Origin of the sequence: Alishewanella maricola (assembly GCF_016343785.1) — a bacterium.
Classification (GTDB): Bacteria; Pseudomonadota; Gammaproteobacteria; order Enterobacterales; family Alteromonadaceae; genus Alishewanella; species Alishewanella maricola.
Window position 1 is genome coordinate 13,472 of sequence record NZ_JAEINI020000007.1, and the last position, 15,598, is coordinate 29,069.

The 15,598-nt window shown below is 46.1% G+C and carries 12 protein-coding genes and 6 tRNA genes; 14 read left to right on the forward strand and 4 right to left on the reverse strand.

From position 1 onward, the window contains the following. Positions 1–111: 111 nt before the first annotated feature. Positions 112–780, reverse strand: a complete 669-nt coding sequence (locus tag JAO78_RS11280) for a Bax inhibitor-1/YccA family protein (RefSeq protein WP_226751464.1) — start codon at positions 778–780, stop codon at positions 112–114. 159 nt (positions 781–939) lie between these two features. On the opposite strand from JAO78_RS11280, the gene JAO78_RS11285 reads away from it, so the two are divergent. From JAO78_RS11285 to JAO78_RS11325, 9 genes are all read left to right on the forward strand, one after another. Then, positions 940–1,030: transfer RNA gene (locus JAO78_RS11285), tRNA-Ser, on the forward strand. Between the two features lie 228 nt (positions 1,031–1,258). Continuing rightward, positions 1,259–1,349 (forward strand) — tRNA-Ser (locus JAO78_RS11290). A 332-nt stretch (positions 1,350–1,681) separates the two neighbouring features. Beyond that, complete coding sequence (uvrY, locus tag JAO78_RS11295) at positions 1,682–2,332, forward strand: UvrY/SirA/GacA family response regulator transcription factor (RefSeq protein ID WP_226751465.1); 651 nt, start codon at positions 1,682–1,684, stop codon at positions 2,330–2,332. 11 nt (positions 2,333–2,343) lie between these two features. Further along, positions 2,344–4,161, forward strand: coding sequence for an excinuclease ABC subunit UvrC (gene uvrC, locus JAO78_RS11300; protein WP_226751466.1), 1,818 nt, complete (start codon positions 2,344–2,346; stop codon positions 4,159–4,161). Between the two features lie 32 nt (positions 4,162–4,193). Beyond that, positions 4,194–4,751, forward strand: a complete 558-nt coding sequence (gene pgsA, locus JAO78_RS11305) for a CDP-diacylglycerol--glycerol-3-phosphate 3-phosphatidyltransferase (protein ID WP_226751467.1) — start codon at positions 4,194–4,196, stop codon at positions 4,749–4,751. A gap of 142 nt (positions 4,752–4,893) precedes the next feature. Next, positions 4,894–4,969, forward strand: a tRNA-Gly gene (locus JAO78_RS11310). Positions 4,970–4,994: 25 nt separating this feature from the next. Beyond that, positions 4,995–5,068, forward strand: a tRNA-Cys gene (locus JAO78_RS11315). A 35-nt stretch (positions 5,069–5,103) separates the two neighbouring features. Beyond that, positions 5,104–5,190: transfer RNA gene (locus tag JAO78_RS11320), tRNA-Leu, on the forward strand. Positions 5,191–5,225: 35 nt separating this feature from the next. Further along, positions 5,226–5,301: transfer RNA gene (locus JAO78_RS11325), tRNA-Gly, on the forward strand. A 70-nt stretch (positions 5,302–5,371) separates the two neighbouring features. On the opposite strand, the gene JAO78_RS11330 is transcribed toward JAO78_RS11325, so the two are convergent. Beyond that, entirely contained in the window at positions 5,372–5,683 is a 312-nt protein-coding gene (locus JAO78_RS11330) for a hypothetical protein (RefSeq protein ID WP_226751468.1), read from the reverse strand. Between the two features lie 370 nt (positions 5,684–6,053). Here JAO78_RS11330 and JAO78_RS11335 point away from each other — a divergent pair, with 370 nt between their 5' ends. Genes JAO78_RS11335 through JAO78_RS11345 form a run of 3 tightly spaced genes read left to right on the forward strand, consistent with a single transcriptional unit; the run spans position 6,054 to position 8,943 of the window. Beyond that, a complete protein-coding gene (locus tag JAO78_RS11335) occupies positions 6,054–7,178 on the forward strand; it encodes an NAD(P) transhydrogenase subunit alpha (RefSeq protein WP_226751469.1) in 1,125 nt (374 codons plus the stop codon). 22 nt (positions 7,179–7,200) lie between these two features. Further along, positions 7,201–7,521, forward strand: a complete 321-nt coding sequence (locus JAO78_RS11340; protein WP_226751470.1) for an NAD(P) transhydrogenase subunit alpha part 2 — start codon at positions 7,201–7,203, stop codon at positions 7,519–7,521. 3 nt (positions 7,522–7,524) lie between these two features. After that, positions 7,525–8,943, forward strand: coding sequence for an NAD(P)(+) transhydrogenase (Re/Si-specific) subunit beta (locus JAO78_RS11345; RefSeq protein WP_226751471.1), 1,419 nt, complete (start codon positions 7,525–7,527; stop codon positions 8,941–8,943). 159 nt (positions 8,944–9,102) lie between these two features. Here the strand turns inward: JAO78_RS11345 and JAO78_RS11350 are convergent, their stop codons facing one another. After that, positions 9,103–9,273 carry a hypothetical protein gene (locus JAO78_RS11350; protein ID WP_226751472.1) on the reverse strand — a complete coding sequence of 57 codons (171 nt, stop codon included), beginning with the start codon at positions 9,271–9,273 and terminating at the stop codon, positions 9,103–9,105. Between the two features lie 270 nt (positions 9,274–9,543). Between JAO78_RS11350 and JAO78_RS11355 the strand changes: the two genes are divergently transcribed. Next, on the forward strand, positions 9,544–10,632 hold the full coding sequence (locus JAO78_RS11355) for an AI-2E family transporter (RefSeq protein ID WP_226751473.1): 1,089 nt from the start codon (positions 9,544–9,546) through the stop codon (positions 10,630–10,632). 37 nt (positions 10,633–10,669) lie between these two features. On the opposite strand, the gene JAO78_RS11360 is transcribed toward JAO78_RS11355, so the two are convergent. Further along, positions 10,670–12,607 carry an exoribonuclease II gene (locus tag JAO78_RS11360; protein WP_226751474.1) on the reverse strand — a complete coding sequence of 646 codons (1,938 nt, stop codon included), beginning with the start codon at positions 12,605–12,607 and terminating at the stop codon, positions 10,670–10,672. Positions 12,608–12,838: 231 nt separating this feature from the next. Between JAO78_RS11360 and JAO78_RS16870 the strand changes: the two genes are divergently transcribed. Continuing rightward, on the forward strand, positions 12,839–15,550 hold the full coding sequence (locus JAO78_RS16870; protein WP_226751475.1) for a putative bifunctional diguanylate cyclase/phosphodiesterase: 2,712 nt from the start codon (positions 12,839–12,841) through the stop codon (positions 15,548–15,550). Positions 15,551–15,598 lie beyond the last annotated feature (48 nt).

The following is a 15,598-nucleotide window of genomic DNA, read 5'->3' on the forward strand; positions in this document are numbered from 1 at the left end:
TTTCTCTTAATAACGGCATTAGTGCACTGGGCACAGCACAGTAGGGCGCGGCTAAAAAAATACCCCGCTAAGCGGGGTATTTTAACTAAATTACGACTGAGCAGCAAAAGCTTAGTCGTCACCACCCATAATGCCTAATAAGCTTAACAGGTGCACAAAGATGTTGAACACGTTTAGGTATAACGAAACGGTTGCACGGATATAATTTGTTTCACCACCGTTGATGATACGGCTGGTATCAAACAAGATTAAACCTGACATAATCAAAATAACCACGGCACTGATGGTTAGGCTTAACGCTGGGATAGCTAAAAATATATTTGCTAAAGCAGCAACCAACACCACGATTAAACCAATCATTAAGAAACCGCCCATAAAAGAGAAGTCTTTACGTGTGGTTAAAACATAAGCCGATAAACTAAAGAAGATCAGCGCAGTACCGGCTAAGGCTTGCATAATTAACGCTGGGCCATTGGCTAAGCCAGCATACATTGACAACATTGGGCCAAGTGACGCGCCCATGGCGCCTGCAAAACCAAATACCCAGAAAATGCCGCTAGCAGAGTCTGCTTTTTTGTTAACAACAAATAGCATAATAAAGCCTGCGATCATGCAGACTAAAGAAGCCATCGGCGAAATGTTCATGGCCATGGCGGTAACGGCGGTTACCGCGCTAAAGGCTAAGGTTAAACCTAGCAAAAAGTAGGTGTTGCGCAATACCTTGTTGATTTCAACACCATGACTGAGTGTGTTGATATTACTGGTTTCTCTGTATGACATAAATGTCTCCTATTACCGAGTTTTGTAAAGTTACTGAGTGCATAATACTGTTAAAGTTCCGTTATAACTAGAGCTGGCTGCACGAAAAAACGGCAGTTAGAATTATTTTAAATTTTTTGCTTTATTTTCCAGAGCAAAGTGATTAGTATACGCAGCGCTGGAGGGATGGCAGAGCGGTTTAATGCACCGGTCTTGAAAACCGGCGTAGGTTAATAGCCTACCGAGAGTTCGAATCTCTCTCCCTCCGCCATTATTCTAAAAAGCCACCCTAGGGTGGCTTTTTGCTTTCTTACGTTGCAGTTTAACGTTAGGTTCAACATCACGCTGTTGCAAACCTGAATAAGCTGCGACGACAATATAGCGTTAGGTTTGTAACGTTTGCCCGCCATTTGCTGAAATTGTCGGCAGTTAGTTTAGCGAAGTAAAATTAACGCTTTACAAAGTGCAGCCAAGTTTTTAATATGCCGTCCTGTAACGCGGAGGGGTGGCAGAGCGGTTTAATGCACCGGTCTTGAAAACCGGCGTAGGTTAATAGCCTACCGAGAGTTCGAATCTCTCCCCCTCCGCCACGCAACTTCCTATACTTGTCTAGCTAAATACCTCATAATTTTTTCATTTAACTACACTCGCTAAATAAACTTAATCGCTATATAGTAGTTTTTGCGCTAAAAGCCTTTGATTTCGCTTGTTAATTTGCACCGATTTTAGAAACATTTAATGGTTTGCAGATGCAACGCTTTCTGGCACACTAAGCAGCTGCTTTGCTGGTCATTGTTAATTTGACGCAAAGCGATGACACCGTAGTTAGCCCTTAAGCGGTTAACTGGAAAATTAATATAGCGCCTAGCTGTGGACAAATCCGCCAGCTACAGGTGATAACCCGCATAACGGAGAAGCCAAGTTGATTAACGTGCTGTTAGTTGATGATCACGAGCTTGTTCGGACTGGTATAAGTCGCATACTAATGGATGAGCGCGGTATCAAGGTGATAGGCGAGGCCAGCTCCGGCGAAGAAGCCTTACAGTTTTGTCGTCAAAACGAACCTGATGTCGTGTTGATGGACATGAATATGCCCGGTATGGGTGGCATGACCGCGACCAAGCGCATTCTGCATTATTGCCCAGATGTTAAAGTATTGGCCTTATCTATTTCTTGTGAAGAGCCGGTACCGACTAAAGTGATGCAATTAGGTGCCGCCGGTTTTATCTCAAAAAATACGCCACCCAAAGAAATGGTAATGGCGATTAAAAAAGTGTATTCCGGTGTGCGACATATCTCTGATGAAGTGGCGCAAAAAATGGCCTTGGCTAAGGTCAATAATTTGCAACCTAATCCTTTTGAAGGGTTATCTGATCGTGAATTACAAATCATGATGATGATCACCCGTGGTCAAAAGGTGACCGATATCGCTGATCAGTTAAATGTCAGTGCAAAAACGGTGAATTCATATCGTTATCGCATGTTTGAAAAACTGGCGATTAATGGTGATGTTGAACTGACTCATCTAGCGTTTCGACACGGCATGATAGATATCGCTAAGATTGCGCATTAACAAGTCCTATTATGTTTGATTCAAAAGCGTTTTTGGCCACAGTGCCGCAACAACCTGGCGTGTATCGCATGTTTAACCAGGGCGGCATTGTTATTTATGTGGGTAAAGCAAAAGTTCTGAAGAAAAGGCTAAGTAGCTATTTTCGAACCACGGTCGACAGTGTGAAAACCCGTGCCTTGGTTGGGCAAATTGCGAGTATCGAATTCACTCTGACGCACAGTGAAACCGAAGCACTGATTTTAGAAAACAACCTGATAAAACAGTACTTACCCAAATACAATATTTTACTGCGTGATGATAAGTCTTATCCGTATATCTTATTAACTTCTCATCGTCATCCGCGGATTAGTTCACATCGCGGCCCGCGAAAAGTGGTGGGCCAGTATTTTGGGCCTTACCCGAATGCTGGTGCGGTGTGGCAAAGTTTAAAAAGTTTGCAGAAAATTTTCCCGATCCGTCAATGCGAAGATGGTTTCTACCGTGCTCGCACTCGGCCCTGTTTGCAATATCAATTAAAGCTGTGCAGTGCGCCCTGCGTGGGTAAAATTAGCGATGAAGATTACGCAGAGCAAGTGCGTTTAGCGGCGCTATTTTTAGCCGGTAAAAACCAACAAGTTATTGATGATTTAGTGCAGAAAATGGCTGCAGCCAGTGAGAGCTGGCAATTTGAAGCTGCCGCTGCATTTCGCGATCAAATTAGTGCCTTGCGCAAAGTGCAAGAACAGCAATATGTGAGCGGTGATCATGAAGAGCTTGATGCCATCGGCTTTAGCTTGCATGGTCAAACCGCGGTAGTGCATGTGCTGTTTATTCGTGATCGGAAAATTCTCGGTAGCAAATCCTATTATCCGAAAGTGCCGTTGGATATGAGCGCGGCCGAGGTATTATCTGCTTTTATTCTACAATTTTATCTCAATGGTCACAGCGAACAGCAGATCCCTAAAGAGATCGTGTTACCGATGGCACTTGAAAATGCGGATAGTTTAGCCGAAGCGATAAGTAATATTGCTGAGTTCAAAGTGCGGTTAACTGCCGCTAAACGCGGCGAGAAAGCCCAGTATTTGAGTTTAGCGCAGAAAAATGCGCAAATTGCCTTAGACAGCAGGCAGTCATTAACGCAAAAAATGCGGGTACGCTATCAAGCATTACAACAATTATTACAATTACCAGATGATATTGGCCGTATGGAATGTTTTGATATTAGTCATACCATGGGGCAGGCCACCATCGCATCTTGCGTGGTGTTTGATGGTGAAGGCCCTTACAAGCAAGAATACCGCCGTTACAATGTCACCGGTATCACCGGGGGGGACGATTATGCCGCGATGCGCTTTGCGTTAGATAAGCGATACAGCAAGCTAAGCGAAGTCAGTAAAATCCCTGATATTATTTTTATCGATGGTGGTATCGGGCAACTGAACATCGCACTGGAACAATTTAGCGCTTGGCCACATGCGAAAAAGCCCTTACTGATTGGTGTGGCTAAAGGCGTCAGTCGTAAAGCGGGCTTAGAAACCTTAATTTTGTGGGACAGTGGGCGGAGTATTAACTTACCGGAAGATAGCCCCGCCTTGCATTTGATCCAGCAGATCCGTGATGAGGCGCACCGTTTTGCGATAACCGGTCATCGAAATAAACGCGGTAAAGCTTTATTAAAAAGTCCGCTTGAAAACATTTCAGGTATTGGTGAAAAACGCCGGCAAGCCTTGTTACAATACTTAGGTGGCTTACAAGGTGTATTAAAAGCGTCGGTCACTGAGCTATGCTCAGTACCAGGAATTTCAAAACAACAAGCAGAAAAGATTTACCAAGCCTGTCAGAACAAGTAGCATTAAGGCATTAAGTGCCTGAGAACTCTGTTATGTGGAATATTCCCAACCTGTTAACGCTGTTTCGTTTACTGCTCATCCCAGTATTTATCTATTTTTTCTACTCTGGTTTGGAAAATGCCCGTTTTTGGTCTGCTCTGGTGTTTTGCTTAGCGGCAATTACCGATGCGTTAGACGGCTATTTAGCCAGAAAACTGGAGCAATTTACCCCGTTCGGTGCTTTTTTAGATCCGGTCGCCGATAAGGTGATGGTGGCCACCGCTTTGGTATTAGTTGCCGTAGACATTAAAACCCTCTGGGTGATCATTCCTACTATTATTATTATTAGTCGTGAAATCTTTATTTCGGCGTTACGTGAATGGATGGCAAGCCTAGGCAAACGCGCGAATGTTGCGGTATCGAATTTAGGCAAATACAAAACTATTGCGCAAATGTTAGCGTTAATCGCTTTAATTTGGCAGCCGACTTTGAGTTTATTAAGCTGGTTTACGCCGGCAGGCATGTTATTGTTGTATATCGCCACCATCTTAACGGTTTGGTCGATGTATGAATATTTGCGTGCGGCCTGGGCGGATTTGTCGACCGTATAAGCAAGTCGCTGTTATTGTCAGCAAGTCAGTTACTTTTTAAGCAAACAGACACAAAACTAAAAATTTAATATTGACGGATTTAATTAAAACAGTAGAATGCGTCACGTGTTAAGGCAGATGACCATTAAGCGGTCATAGCAACGCGAGTTTAGCTCAGCTGGTAGAGCGCGACCTTGCCAAGGTCGAGGTCACGAGTTCGAATCTCGTAACTCGCTCCAATTCTTTAGAGTTGGTAGCAACAGTGGCGGGTTGGCAGAGTGGCCATGCAGCGGATTGCAAATCCGTCCACCTCGGTTCGACTCCGGGACCCGCCTCCATAACAGGCTGTTTTAATACCTTTGAAAAGTTGTCTGCCCGGGTGGTGAAATCGGTAGACACAAGGGATTTAAAATCCCTCGAGGGAAACCTCGTGCCGGTTCAAGTCCGGCCCCGGGCACCATTTAATATTGACCAGCAATATTAAAGCTTCAATTTGCGAGTTTAGCTCAGCTGGTAGAGCGCGACCTTGCCAAGGTCGAGGTCACGAGTTCGAATCTCGTAACTCGCTCCAAATTCAATAAAAACCGCTTATCTAAGCGGTTTTTTTGTATCCGAAATATCGCCTTTTATATTAAGGCCTTTTAACGTTTACCTTCCAAAATTCGTACTATCTCTCTGCTGTGTTCAAATAATTCAATGATAGTGCCTTCAACTTGGATAGTAATAATGCCATCAGCATTAGGTCTTTTTAATACTGTACTACGACGATAATAATCATCTTGAAGATACTGACCCACTGACAGTTTTTTTTGCCAACCAGGCGGCAAAGGTTTTCCTTTTTCTAGCTTTTTCTCCAAGCCAGGTGGTAATCCTTTTTCATGCTCAGGTTTGGCCATGGCCGAATGACTCAACAGTAGGGTGGAAGTAAATAACACGAGCATAACTGTTTTCATTTGAATTTACCTTTTAACTTGTGGACTTCATTTATAACAGTCTGTGCTTAACGCTGCATTAATCACTGCACCGGCTTTTTCGTATTTAGTTAGTCGATCTCGGTATAAACGAAATGGATGTTAAGCTGTTATTTGATTAAATATGACTGAAAACCCGATGCTAAGTGCAAAGTGACATAGCAAGGATTTCAGAAAACAACCGCGACATACAGTCGTATCCTGTTGGCGTTTTTAGGCAACGAGGTTGTTGAGTTTTGCAGCGTTATGACAAAAGATAACCTAAACCTCAAAAACTTTTAATGCTGAAACACCGGTAAGTTTCTAAGTAAAGACTATACTCCTCAGACAGTTATCATTAGGAGTAAAGGATATGCCGATAAAGGTTGCCGTGTTGTTTGAGCGCAGGCCGCATGAGAAACGGGTCGCGATGGTGCCAGCAGTGGCGGATAAGCTCGCGAAACTGGGTTGCAGTATCAGTATGCTAAGCGGGGCGGGTTTAGCCAGTAAGCTGCCAGACACGGCCTTTAGTGCTGTGACTTTTGCCCAGAGTGAACAAGCATTACTCGCGGATGCCGCTATTGTGTTAGCGGTGCAAGCGCCCAGCGCTGAGCTCATTACTTTGCTGCAACCCGGCACGATCTTAATTAGTTTTATTTATCCCCATAAAGAAGCGGCATTAACCCGCTTATTACGTGATAAACAGATCACCTGTTTCGCCATGGAACAAGTACCGCGCATTAGCCGCGCCCAAGCTATGGATGCCTTATCTTCACAAGCTGCACTCGCCGGTTATTATGCCGCCTTAATGGGCGCAACCAAACTTTCCCGTATTTTACCGATGATGACCACTGCGGTTGGCTCTATTCGCCCGGCACGCTGTTTAGTAATGGGGCTTGGGGTTGCCGGTTTGCAAGCGTTGGCCACCGCTAGACGCTTAGGTGCGATAACCGAAGGTTATGACGTTAGGCCTGAAACCAAAGAGCAGGCCGAATCTCTAGGGGCTAAATTTGTGGATACCGGTGTTGATGCTCGCGGTGAAGGCGGTTATGCCCGAGAATTAACTGCAGCAGAAAAAGACAAGATTGCTGCGGTCGTCACCAAACATATTCAACAAGCCGATATTGTGATCACCACTGCAGCCATTCCAGGGCGACCTTCGCCCAAATTGATCAGTAAAGCGCAAGTTGATGGCATGAAACTGGGCGCCGTAATCATTGACCTTGCAGCCGAAGGCGGCGGTAATTGCGAATACAGCGTGCCGGGTGAAACCGTACTGCAAGGTCAAATTACTATCGCGGCCCCTTTAAATGTCCCCTCGATGTTGGCGGAGCATGCTTCTGAGTTGTACGCCAAAAATGTACTGAATTTACTGCAACTGTTTATTGTTGACGGTGAAATCGCCCTGAACTGGGAAGATGAAGTGTTAGCCAAAACGGTACTGACGCACGCGGGCGAGATCAAACCCGCTGCGATTAAAACCGCACTAGAACAATAAATACAGGCTTTGGGAGTTTTTTATGGAATACAGCACCACTATTTTAACGGGCTTTGTCGCCTTATACATTTTTATGCTGGCTGCCTTTACCGGCTTTGAAATTATCGGCCGAGTACCGGCTATTTTGCATACGCCGTTAATGTCTGGCTCGAATTTTATTCATGGCATCGTGGTAGTGGGGGCGCTCTGGGCATTACTTAATGCAAGTTCATTACCTGAGCAGATCATTGGTTTTTTAGGCGTGTTATTGGGGGCCGGCAATGCTGCGGGCGGTTATGTCGTCACAGAGCGTATGCTGCAGATGTTTAAACCCTCAAGTAAAAGCCCTAAAGCCAAGGAGTAACACATGAATGCAGCTTTGTTGATTGATGCCAGTTATTTCGTTGCGGCGTTTTTGTTTATCTATGGTTTAAAGCGCATGTCATCACCGTTAACGGCACGCTCAGGCATTGTGGTAGCCGGTGCCGGTATGGTGTTAGCGGTGTTGGCGAGCTTTCTCTACACGTTAGACGTGAACGAAGCCGCAAAACCGCATTTAAGTACCAACTTAACCCTGGCATTCCTCGCGCTGGCCATCGGTTTAGGCTGGGCCTGGCGCAGTGGTAAAAAAGTGGCCATGACCGAAATGCCACAAATGGTTGCGCTTTATAATGGTATGGGCGGCGGTGCCGCGGCGGCCATTGCAGCAATTGAGCTGATTGGTTATAAAACCCACGGCAGCATTTCACTGAGCCTAGCGGTGCTTGGCGGGGTGATAGGTGCAGTGTCCTTATCTGGCTCATTGATTGCGTGGGCCAAGCTGGATGGCCGGATCAATGGTACTTTGCGGTTTAGCGCCTTACAACTGGTTAATGGCAGCTTGTTACTGGTGTTGTTGGCCATCGGTACTTACATCGTGTGGCAAGGCGGGGCGGTCAGCATGCCGGTCTTCGCCGTGTTCTTTGCCTTGGCGTTGCTTTACGGTGTGATGATGACCATGCCTATTGGCGGTGCCGACATGCCTGTTGTGATCTCACTTTACAACGCCTTTACTGGCTTAGCGGTTGGCTTTGAGGGCTATGTGCTGAATAACCCAGCGTTGATGATTGCCGGTATGGTGGTTGGCTCTGCTGGCTCTTTATTAACCTTATTAATGGCTAAAGCGATGAATCGCTCTGTGGCTAATGTGCTATTTTCAAACTTCGGGGCAGCGGGCGATGAAGAACAAGGCGAAATGTCCGGTAGCCAAAAACCGATTGATGCCGGCGATGCCGGTATCAATATGCGGTATGCCTCTAAAGTGATTATTGCCCCAGGCTATGGTTTAGCGGTGGCACAAGCACAACATAAATTGTATGAATTAGTGAAGTTACTGCAAGACGCCGATGTGGAAGTGAAATTTGCCATTCATCCGGTAGCGGGCCGTATGCCCGGACACATGAACGTGTTACTGGCAGAAGCCGGTGTGCCTTATGACATTATTTATGATATGGAAGACATTAATAATGAGTTTAAAGATGCGGATGTCGCCATTGTGATCGGCGCTAACGATACGGTCAATCCTGCCGCGCGCAGTAACAAAAGCTCACCGATTTACGGTATGCCTATTTTGAACGTCGACATGGCTAAGCAGGTGTATGTGGTGAAGCGTGGTCAGGGTAAAGGGTATTCTGGTGTTGAAAACGCGTTGTTTTATGCCGATAACACGCAAATGGTGTACGGTGATGCGCAAAAGGTCATGGTGTCGATGATCCAAGCTATTAAGTCTTTAGGTGGCGGTCATTAAACGCTGCTGACATAACACTGGGTTACTGATAGCGATGCCAGTTGTTTAGTGTAAAGAACAAGCATCCACCGCTTAGGTGGGTGCCTTTTGGTCATTAAAGCCGCAACAAGTTGTTATTTTGACAGCGGCAGGGTAAGGGATTAACGAGCGCGCAGCAGGCTAAGACTTGGGTAGCAGCTTGTTGCTGAACAAGCCCAACCAAAACCCCAATTCTAATACCATGCCTAGCACCACAAAAATTACTGTGCCACTCGAAAAACCATAGCCATAGCAGATCAAAGCAGCGAGCAGTAAGCCGATAATCATTAAGGTTCTGTAGAGAGTTTTCATTCATTCTCGCTCTTGCAATAGTGTTGCTGTTTAACTTTAGAGGCTAGGTGTGTTTTCGTCAAATGGACAGCTGTTGCCCCTTATTTTGGGACGTGAAGAGGGGGGAAGTTGCACCGTCGCGCGACAAGTCGCAAAACTTTAGTCGCAAGCGGCTGCTTGTCAGTGCTATTTCACCCGTAAAGCAGTAAAGTAGCGCCATTATTGTGGCTAGGATCAAGGCTGCATTTCTAGGTGTCGTCAGCCCCTTGCGGGCAGTCAAAGGTGGTAAGCATGGCACAAATTTTTAGTAATGAAGCGATCAGTCGCGTTTTGCTGTTGTTGATTTTAGCCTCAGGGGTGTTTTTCTTTATTGGTTTTTTGGTGCCAGTCTTAGCCGCACTGATTATCTGCTTTGCCAGTTGGCCGCTTTATCAAAAATTGGTACAGCGCTGCGCTGAAAACGTGACCTTAGCGGCAACACTGGCGCTAACGATGATAGTGTTAGGGTTAGTGGTGCCTTTAACATTGGTGTTTTCTTTTGCGCTGCAAGAAGCCAAAACCTGGCTGCAATGGCTGGTGCATGCCAACCAATTTGGTGAGCCGGTACCGGCATGGTTAGCTGCTTTGCCCTTAGCTGGCGAGTGGTTAGCAGAGTTATGGCAGGCGCACCTTAGTGCGCCTAATCAGTTGGGGCAATTTATCAGTGTGGTCACGGGAGAACATCTTGGTGGTATTTCCCGTACCATTTTAACCATGGGCTGGCATACCGCAGGGTTTTTACTGTCACTGTTGTTTATGTTGATTACGCTGTTTTTTTTGTATAAAGACGGCGATAAATTAGCGCTGCAATTAGATACCGTGGGCGAGCGTATTTTGCCACAGCGTTGGCAGCGTTTCTCGCGGGTGGTACCGGCTACTGTAACTTCAACCGTGCTGGGGATGTCAATTATTGCCGTGGGTGAGGGCGTAGTACTGGGCGTTGCTTACTGGGTGGCAGGGGTGCCTTCGCCGGTCGCTTTTGGTGTGTTAACGGGCTTTATGGCGCTGGTGCCCGGTGGCGCACCGCTGGCCTTTAGTTTGATTTCGTTATACCTCGTTGGCACCGGTGCTACCACCGCAGGGATTGGCTTATTTTTATGGGGCAGTATCGAGCTATTTATTGTTGATAAAACCATTCGGCCAACCTTGGTGGGAGGGCGAATTAAACTGCCGTTTTTACCCACATTTTTTGGTTTAATTGGTGGCGTGAAAACGATGGGTTTAGTGGGGTTATTTATTGGCCCGGTATTAATGGCATTGTTGGTGGCGATTTGGCGCGAATGGATCCGCGATGAAACCCAAAAAGCTCAAGCAGAAGAGCGTAATAACTTATCTGAATGAGCCTTTGGGCCCGTTAGCAAATCAGCTGACGGGCGCTTTACTCTGCGCTTTGCAAAGGTTTGACTAAAATATGACCAGGTTCATTCAGCTCATGTAACTGCACCTGCAGTTGCTGGCCTAACTCGTACAAGGCTTGCTCGGCAAGATAGCAACGGCCTTCTTCCCAATTTAATTTAACCGTTTCGCTACCCTGAGCAATTAAGCTGGCAGGAATAAAGGCCGCCGCGCCGTTTTCTAATAAACGCACACGGATCCCCGCCCGGTTAATATCAAATATCTCAGCGGTAAATGCTTGAGCTGCACCGAGTTGCGGCTGTAGATACAGATGATACAACCAATCGGCGATATCCCGTTCGGCTTTGCGCTGTACTTTACGTTGATCGGCCAGATGTTGCGTCAGCTGTTCGGGGATCTCCGGCGCAGGCTGTTGCTGTAAAATGGCTTTTAACAAACGTTGATTGACCAGATCGCCATATTTACGGATTGGTGAAGTCCAGGTTGCATATTGCGTTAAGCCCATACCAAAATGCGGTGCAGGCGTAATACTCATGCCAGCATAGGCTTGAAAACGACGTAAACGGCTTTCTAAATAGCGCGTATCTTGTTGCGTTAACCAGCGACGTAGTTGGCAATAACCGCTCAACTCAGCCAGTTCCTCGTGTGCAACGGGTGCGGCATGCTGTTGCAGTAATTCAGCCAGTGCGCTGAGTTTGTTGCTGTCAAAGCCTTGATGCACGTTAAATAAACCAAAGCCCAAACGATTGGCCAGTAAATCACCACAGGCTTGGTTAGCGGCAATCATCGCCTCTTCTACCATTTGATTGGCGATGCGCCGATGTTCGGCATGAATATGCACCACTTGACCGGCCTCATCTAATTCAAAGCGGTAATCCGGTTTATCTTGAAACACAATGGCGTGTTGCTGACGCCATTGTTGTCTGGCTTGAGTTAATAAGTGCAGTTGCTGTAATTGCTCGGTCATGTCGCTATTATCGGGTTGCCAATCACCTTGTTGTTCTAAAAAGTCGGAAACCTGCTGATAATTAAGTCGCGCCTGCGAGCAAATCCAGGCCAACGTAAACTCAGCCGGGCTTTGCAAAGCACCGTCTGTTGTAATGTGCATCGTGGCGACAATGGCTGGGCGCTTCACCCCTTGTTGTAGCGAGCATAAATCATCTGCGAGTTCGCGCGGTAACATGGGGATATTACGCCCAGGCAAATAGGTGGTAAAAGCCCGTTGCTGTGCTTGTCGATCTAAGGCAGAGCCGGCGGCTATGTAAGCGTCTGGATCGGCAACAGCAACTTGTAATTGCCAGCCATCAGCCTCGGCTCGAACACTGATCGCATCGTCCATATCTTGAGTTGAGGCGTTATCAATTGTCAAAAACGGTATCGTAGTAAAGTCTGTACGAGGCTGAGTGTCTAGTAACGGCCATTGCTGAAGAGCATCTGGCGCTCTTTTCGGTAATTCGTGTCGTGCTAACACAACCCACCAAGGCGCTTCTGGATCATCGGCTTTTGCCACTAACTCGGTAATTGTCACAATAAAACTTTCAGCGCTAAGCGCATGCTGGCTTAGTGTAGCAATAACCCAATCACCATTTTGTAACTCAGCGGCATTGATGCCCTCAGCTACTGTCGCTTTAAAAGCGTCTCGTAACAGTGGGTTGGCGGCCTCTACACTGAGTTTGTTTTTTTGACGTTTAATCTGGCCGACAAAACTGCTTATGGCACTTTCTAACAATGCTTCAGGTTCAGCTTGGCTTTTTTCGCCTTCGGTGCGGATCACTGCGCGGATACGATCACCATGCAGTACCTTTTTCATTTGGGGTGGCGCGATAAAAACACTTTCTTTGTCGCTGATTTCTAAAAAGCCGTAGCTTTTTGCTGTTGCGCGAACGATACCTTCTTTTGTAGGTAACGTTTCTTTAAGTTGTTGTTTTAATTGAGCCAAAAGCGGATTGTTTTGCAGCATAAATAAGAACCTAAGAAATTAACCGCGCCACTATACGGTGTTAGGGCGCAGAAGCCAAGTTAAGCCCAAGCTATAGGCATCATTATGGCAGTGCTTTTGCGGGTTAACGGGTTAAATCTTTAGCATATCCATAAATATCCTTGTTGCACCCTGTCAGGCACTGTGGTTACATGTGCTACACGTGTTTTATAGGCTAAACTCATAAGCCTATGCAGTTAAATGGTGTGAAGAGTGCCTGAAACTTGGAAAGTAAACGATAGTATAAGCCGTGCTTCGGCCGTAGTGTTTTATCTGCTGACTGCAGGTTTTTACACTATTATTGCGTTATTAGGACTGGTCGAGCACCTTTTTTTAGCTAAGCTTATTCTGCCTTTACTGTCATTTAATTTAGTTCTCGCCACCGCCTTAGTCAGCTTGGGGTTAACCGCTTTACTCTTCAACCGTCGCAAACTGCAAATATTCTGCGGCCTATTGATATTAAGTTTTATCAGTTATCTGTGGTTGGCTACTCGTCGAGGCCAGCTGCAAGACTTAAGTGGTATGCCATTATCCTTGTTGTCGGTGCTGCTATTGTTAGCGGCGGCGATATTAGTCTGTTCGCATACGACGCGTGTTGGCCATTATCTTTGGCGTATTATGGCTTTCATTTGTCTTGTGTATGGCTGCTACGCGCAACTAAGCTTGTGGTTTCCGCAACTGCCTTGGCAAAATACCACGCCCTTTAGCTCATCTTTATTACCCATTATGCTGATTATGGTCGGGATTTCGCTTTGGCTAAAACAGCATTTTCAGTTGCAGGTCACCCGGCCATTAAGCCATAGCGCTATTGCTGCTATGTTAATGTTTCAAGCCGGATATGGCATCTGGTTTGCCCTAAGCGTGTTTGATGTGCGCTATGAAACACACTTAGCCGAGCAAAAAGTGACTCGGGTGGTCAGCCAAGTACAAGCCCAGTTAGCGTTTTCTGAAGAATTATTTCAGCGTGCTCGTACAAGATGGCAGCGAGTTAATCCTGCTGAACGTTTACAATTTATCACAGAAGATCTGTCTGCCATTACGGCTGCCTACGATGTGGTCTATGGTGCTGTCATTTTTGATCAGCAACAGCAAGCCGTGTTAATGACGGGTAAAGCCGCTTCGTTTCAAGAACAAGGTTTGTTTAGTAGCGAGGGTACTCGGTCGTGGCTGTTTTCTGGCTCGGATCAGGAAGCCATGGCCATCAATCGTGCTTCGTTAGACAGTGATTTACCCATTATGATGTTGCGCTTGGCTTTGCCTGTTACAGACGCTTCGCCAGAATTTTTACTGGTGCTGATTAATTTACAACAAGCGTTATTAGTCGATAACTCTGTGGGCGCGGCAAAAATCCAAATTTACCTGGAAGTATTACCCCAGTTGCTGTTTACCGCTGATGCCAGTGGCTTTAAGCGGGCGACCTTACCTGATTTACAACGCCGTTATCCGTATCATCAACAAATTCAACCCGATCAAGCTAATTGGGGTAGTATTCCTTTTTATGTTTTTATTACCGATCTCACCGAGTTGCAAGCACGCAGTCGATTACATCAAATCATATTATGGGTATCGCTACTGTTCTGCTGCACCTTTATTTTAGCTGCTGATCGCACGCGTTTGTTGCGCCACGAAAAAGTGAAACTGTCGACCCTCGCTAAGTTTGATGATATTACCGGCTTATTGCGCCGCGATGCCTTTTATCAAGCAGTCGAGCAGGTGGTGATCCGTGAAAAGACGGCACCCGAAGTGATTATATTTATTGATTTAGACGGTTTTAAACCGATAAACGACAGTTTTGGGCATGATGTTGGCGATAAATTGCTCTCAGAAATGGCGCTGCGTATCCGTTTACTTTGTGGAGAACAGGCTTTATTAGCGCGTTTTAGTGGTGATGAGTTTTTAGTGTACTTACCTGAATCTCCCTTTGAGGCCACTGAACAGTTAGCGAATGCGTTGTTACGCGCTTTATCTCAACCTAGCGCAGTGACCGGGTTTGATGTGTATTTGTCAGCCAGTATTGGTATTGTGCAAAATCAAGAAGCCCATTGCAGCTCGCAATTATTAACCCAGCTTGCAGATGTGGCGATGAGTAATGCCAAACAGGCAGGGGGAAATACTTACCGTTTTTATCAAGATACCATGGCTGATAACTACCGCAATATTGTGGCTATGCGTAACAAGTTACAAGCGGCCCTCGATGCAGAGCAGTTACAGGTGTACTACCAGCCGGTGATGGAGTTCAGTACAGGTAAAACCGTTGCTATTGAAAGTTTAGTGCGTTGGCAGCATCAGGGGAGCTTTATCTCGCCTGTTTCTTTTATCCCGATTGCTGAACAAACCGGACAAATCATTCAAATAGGCGAACAAGTCATGAAGATGGTGCTGCGTGATCTGGTTGAAAATCCGGGTTTAGCCAAACTTAGCGTGGCGATTAATGTGTCAGCACAGCAGCTTAGGCGTTATGATTTTGTACAATTCTTAGGCGCAGTTTTAGCAGAATATCAGATTGACCCTGCGCGAATTTGTATTGAGTTGACCGAAAGTGCTTTATTAGAGGAGCAAGGCCATACGCTGGCGCTGCCTAATCAGATTAAAGCCTTAGGCTGTCAGCTAGCCATTGATGATTTTGGTACCGGCTATTCTAGTTTGTCTTATCTTTATCGGTTGCCGGCAGATATTGTGAAATTAGATCGCTCCTTTACCCGTGATCTTACCCACGATCTTAAGCAACGTAAAATTGTTGAAATGTTGGTCAGTACCTGCAATCAAATTGGTAAAACCGTGGTAATTGAAGGTGTCGAAACCGCAGAAATGAGTGAATTGTGTCAACAACTCGGTTGTGATCGGGCGCAAGGTTATTATTATGCGCGGCCGATGCCGTTAGCAGAGTTACTGACGTTTTTAAATCGCCCTGCAGAGCAGGGCTAGGTATACAAGAAGATGACCGTTGCTGCTGCTCGGTTATTCTTCGTGATC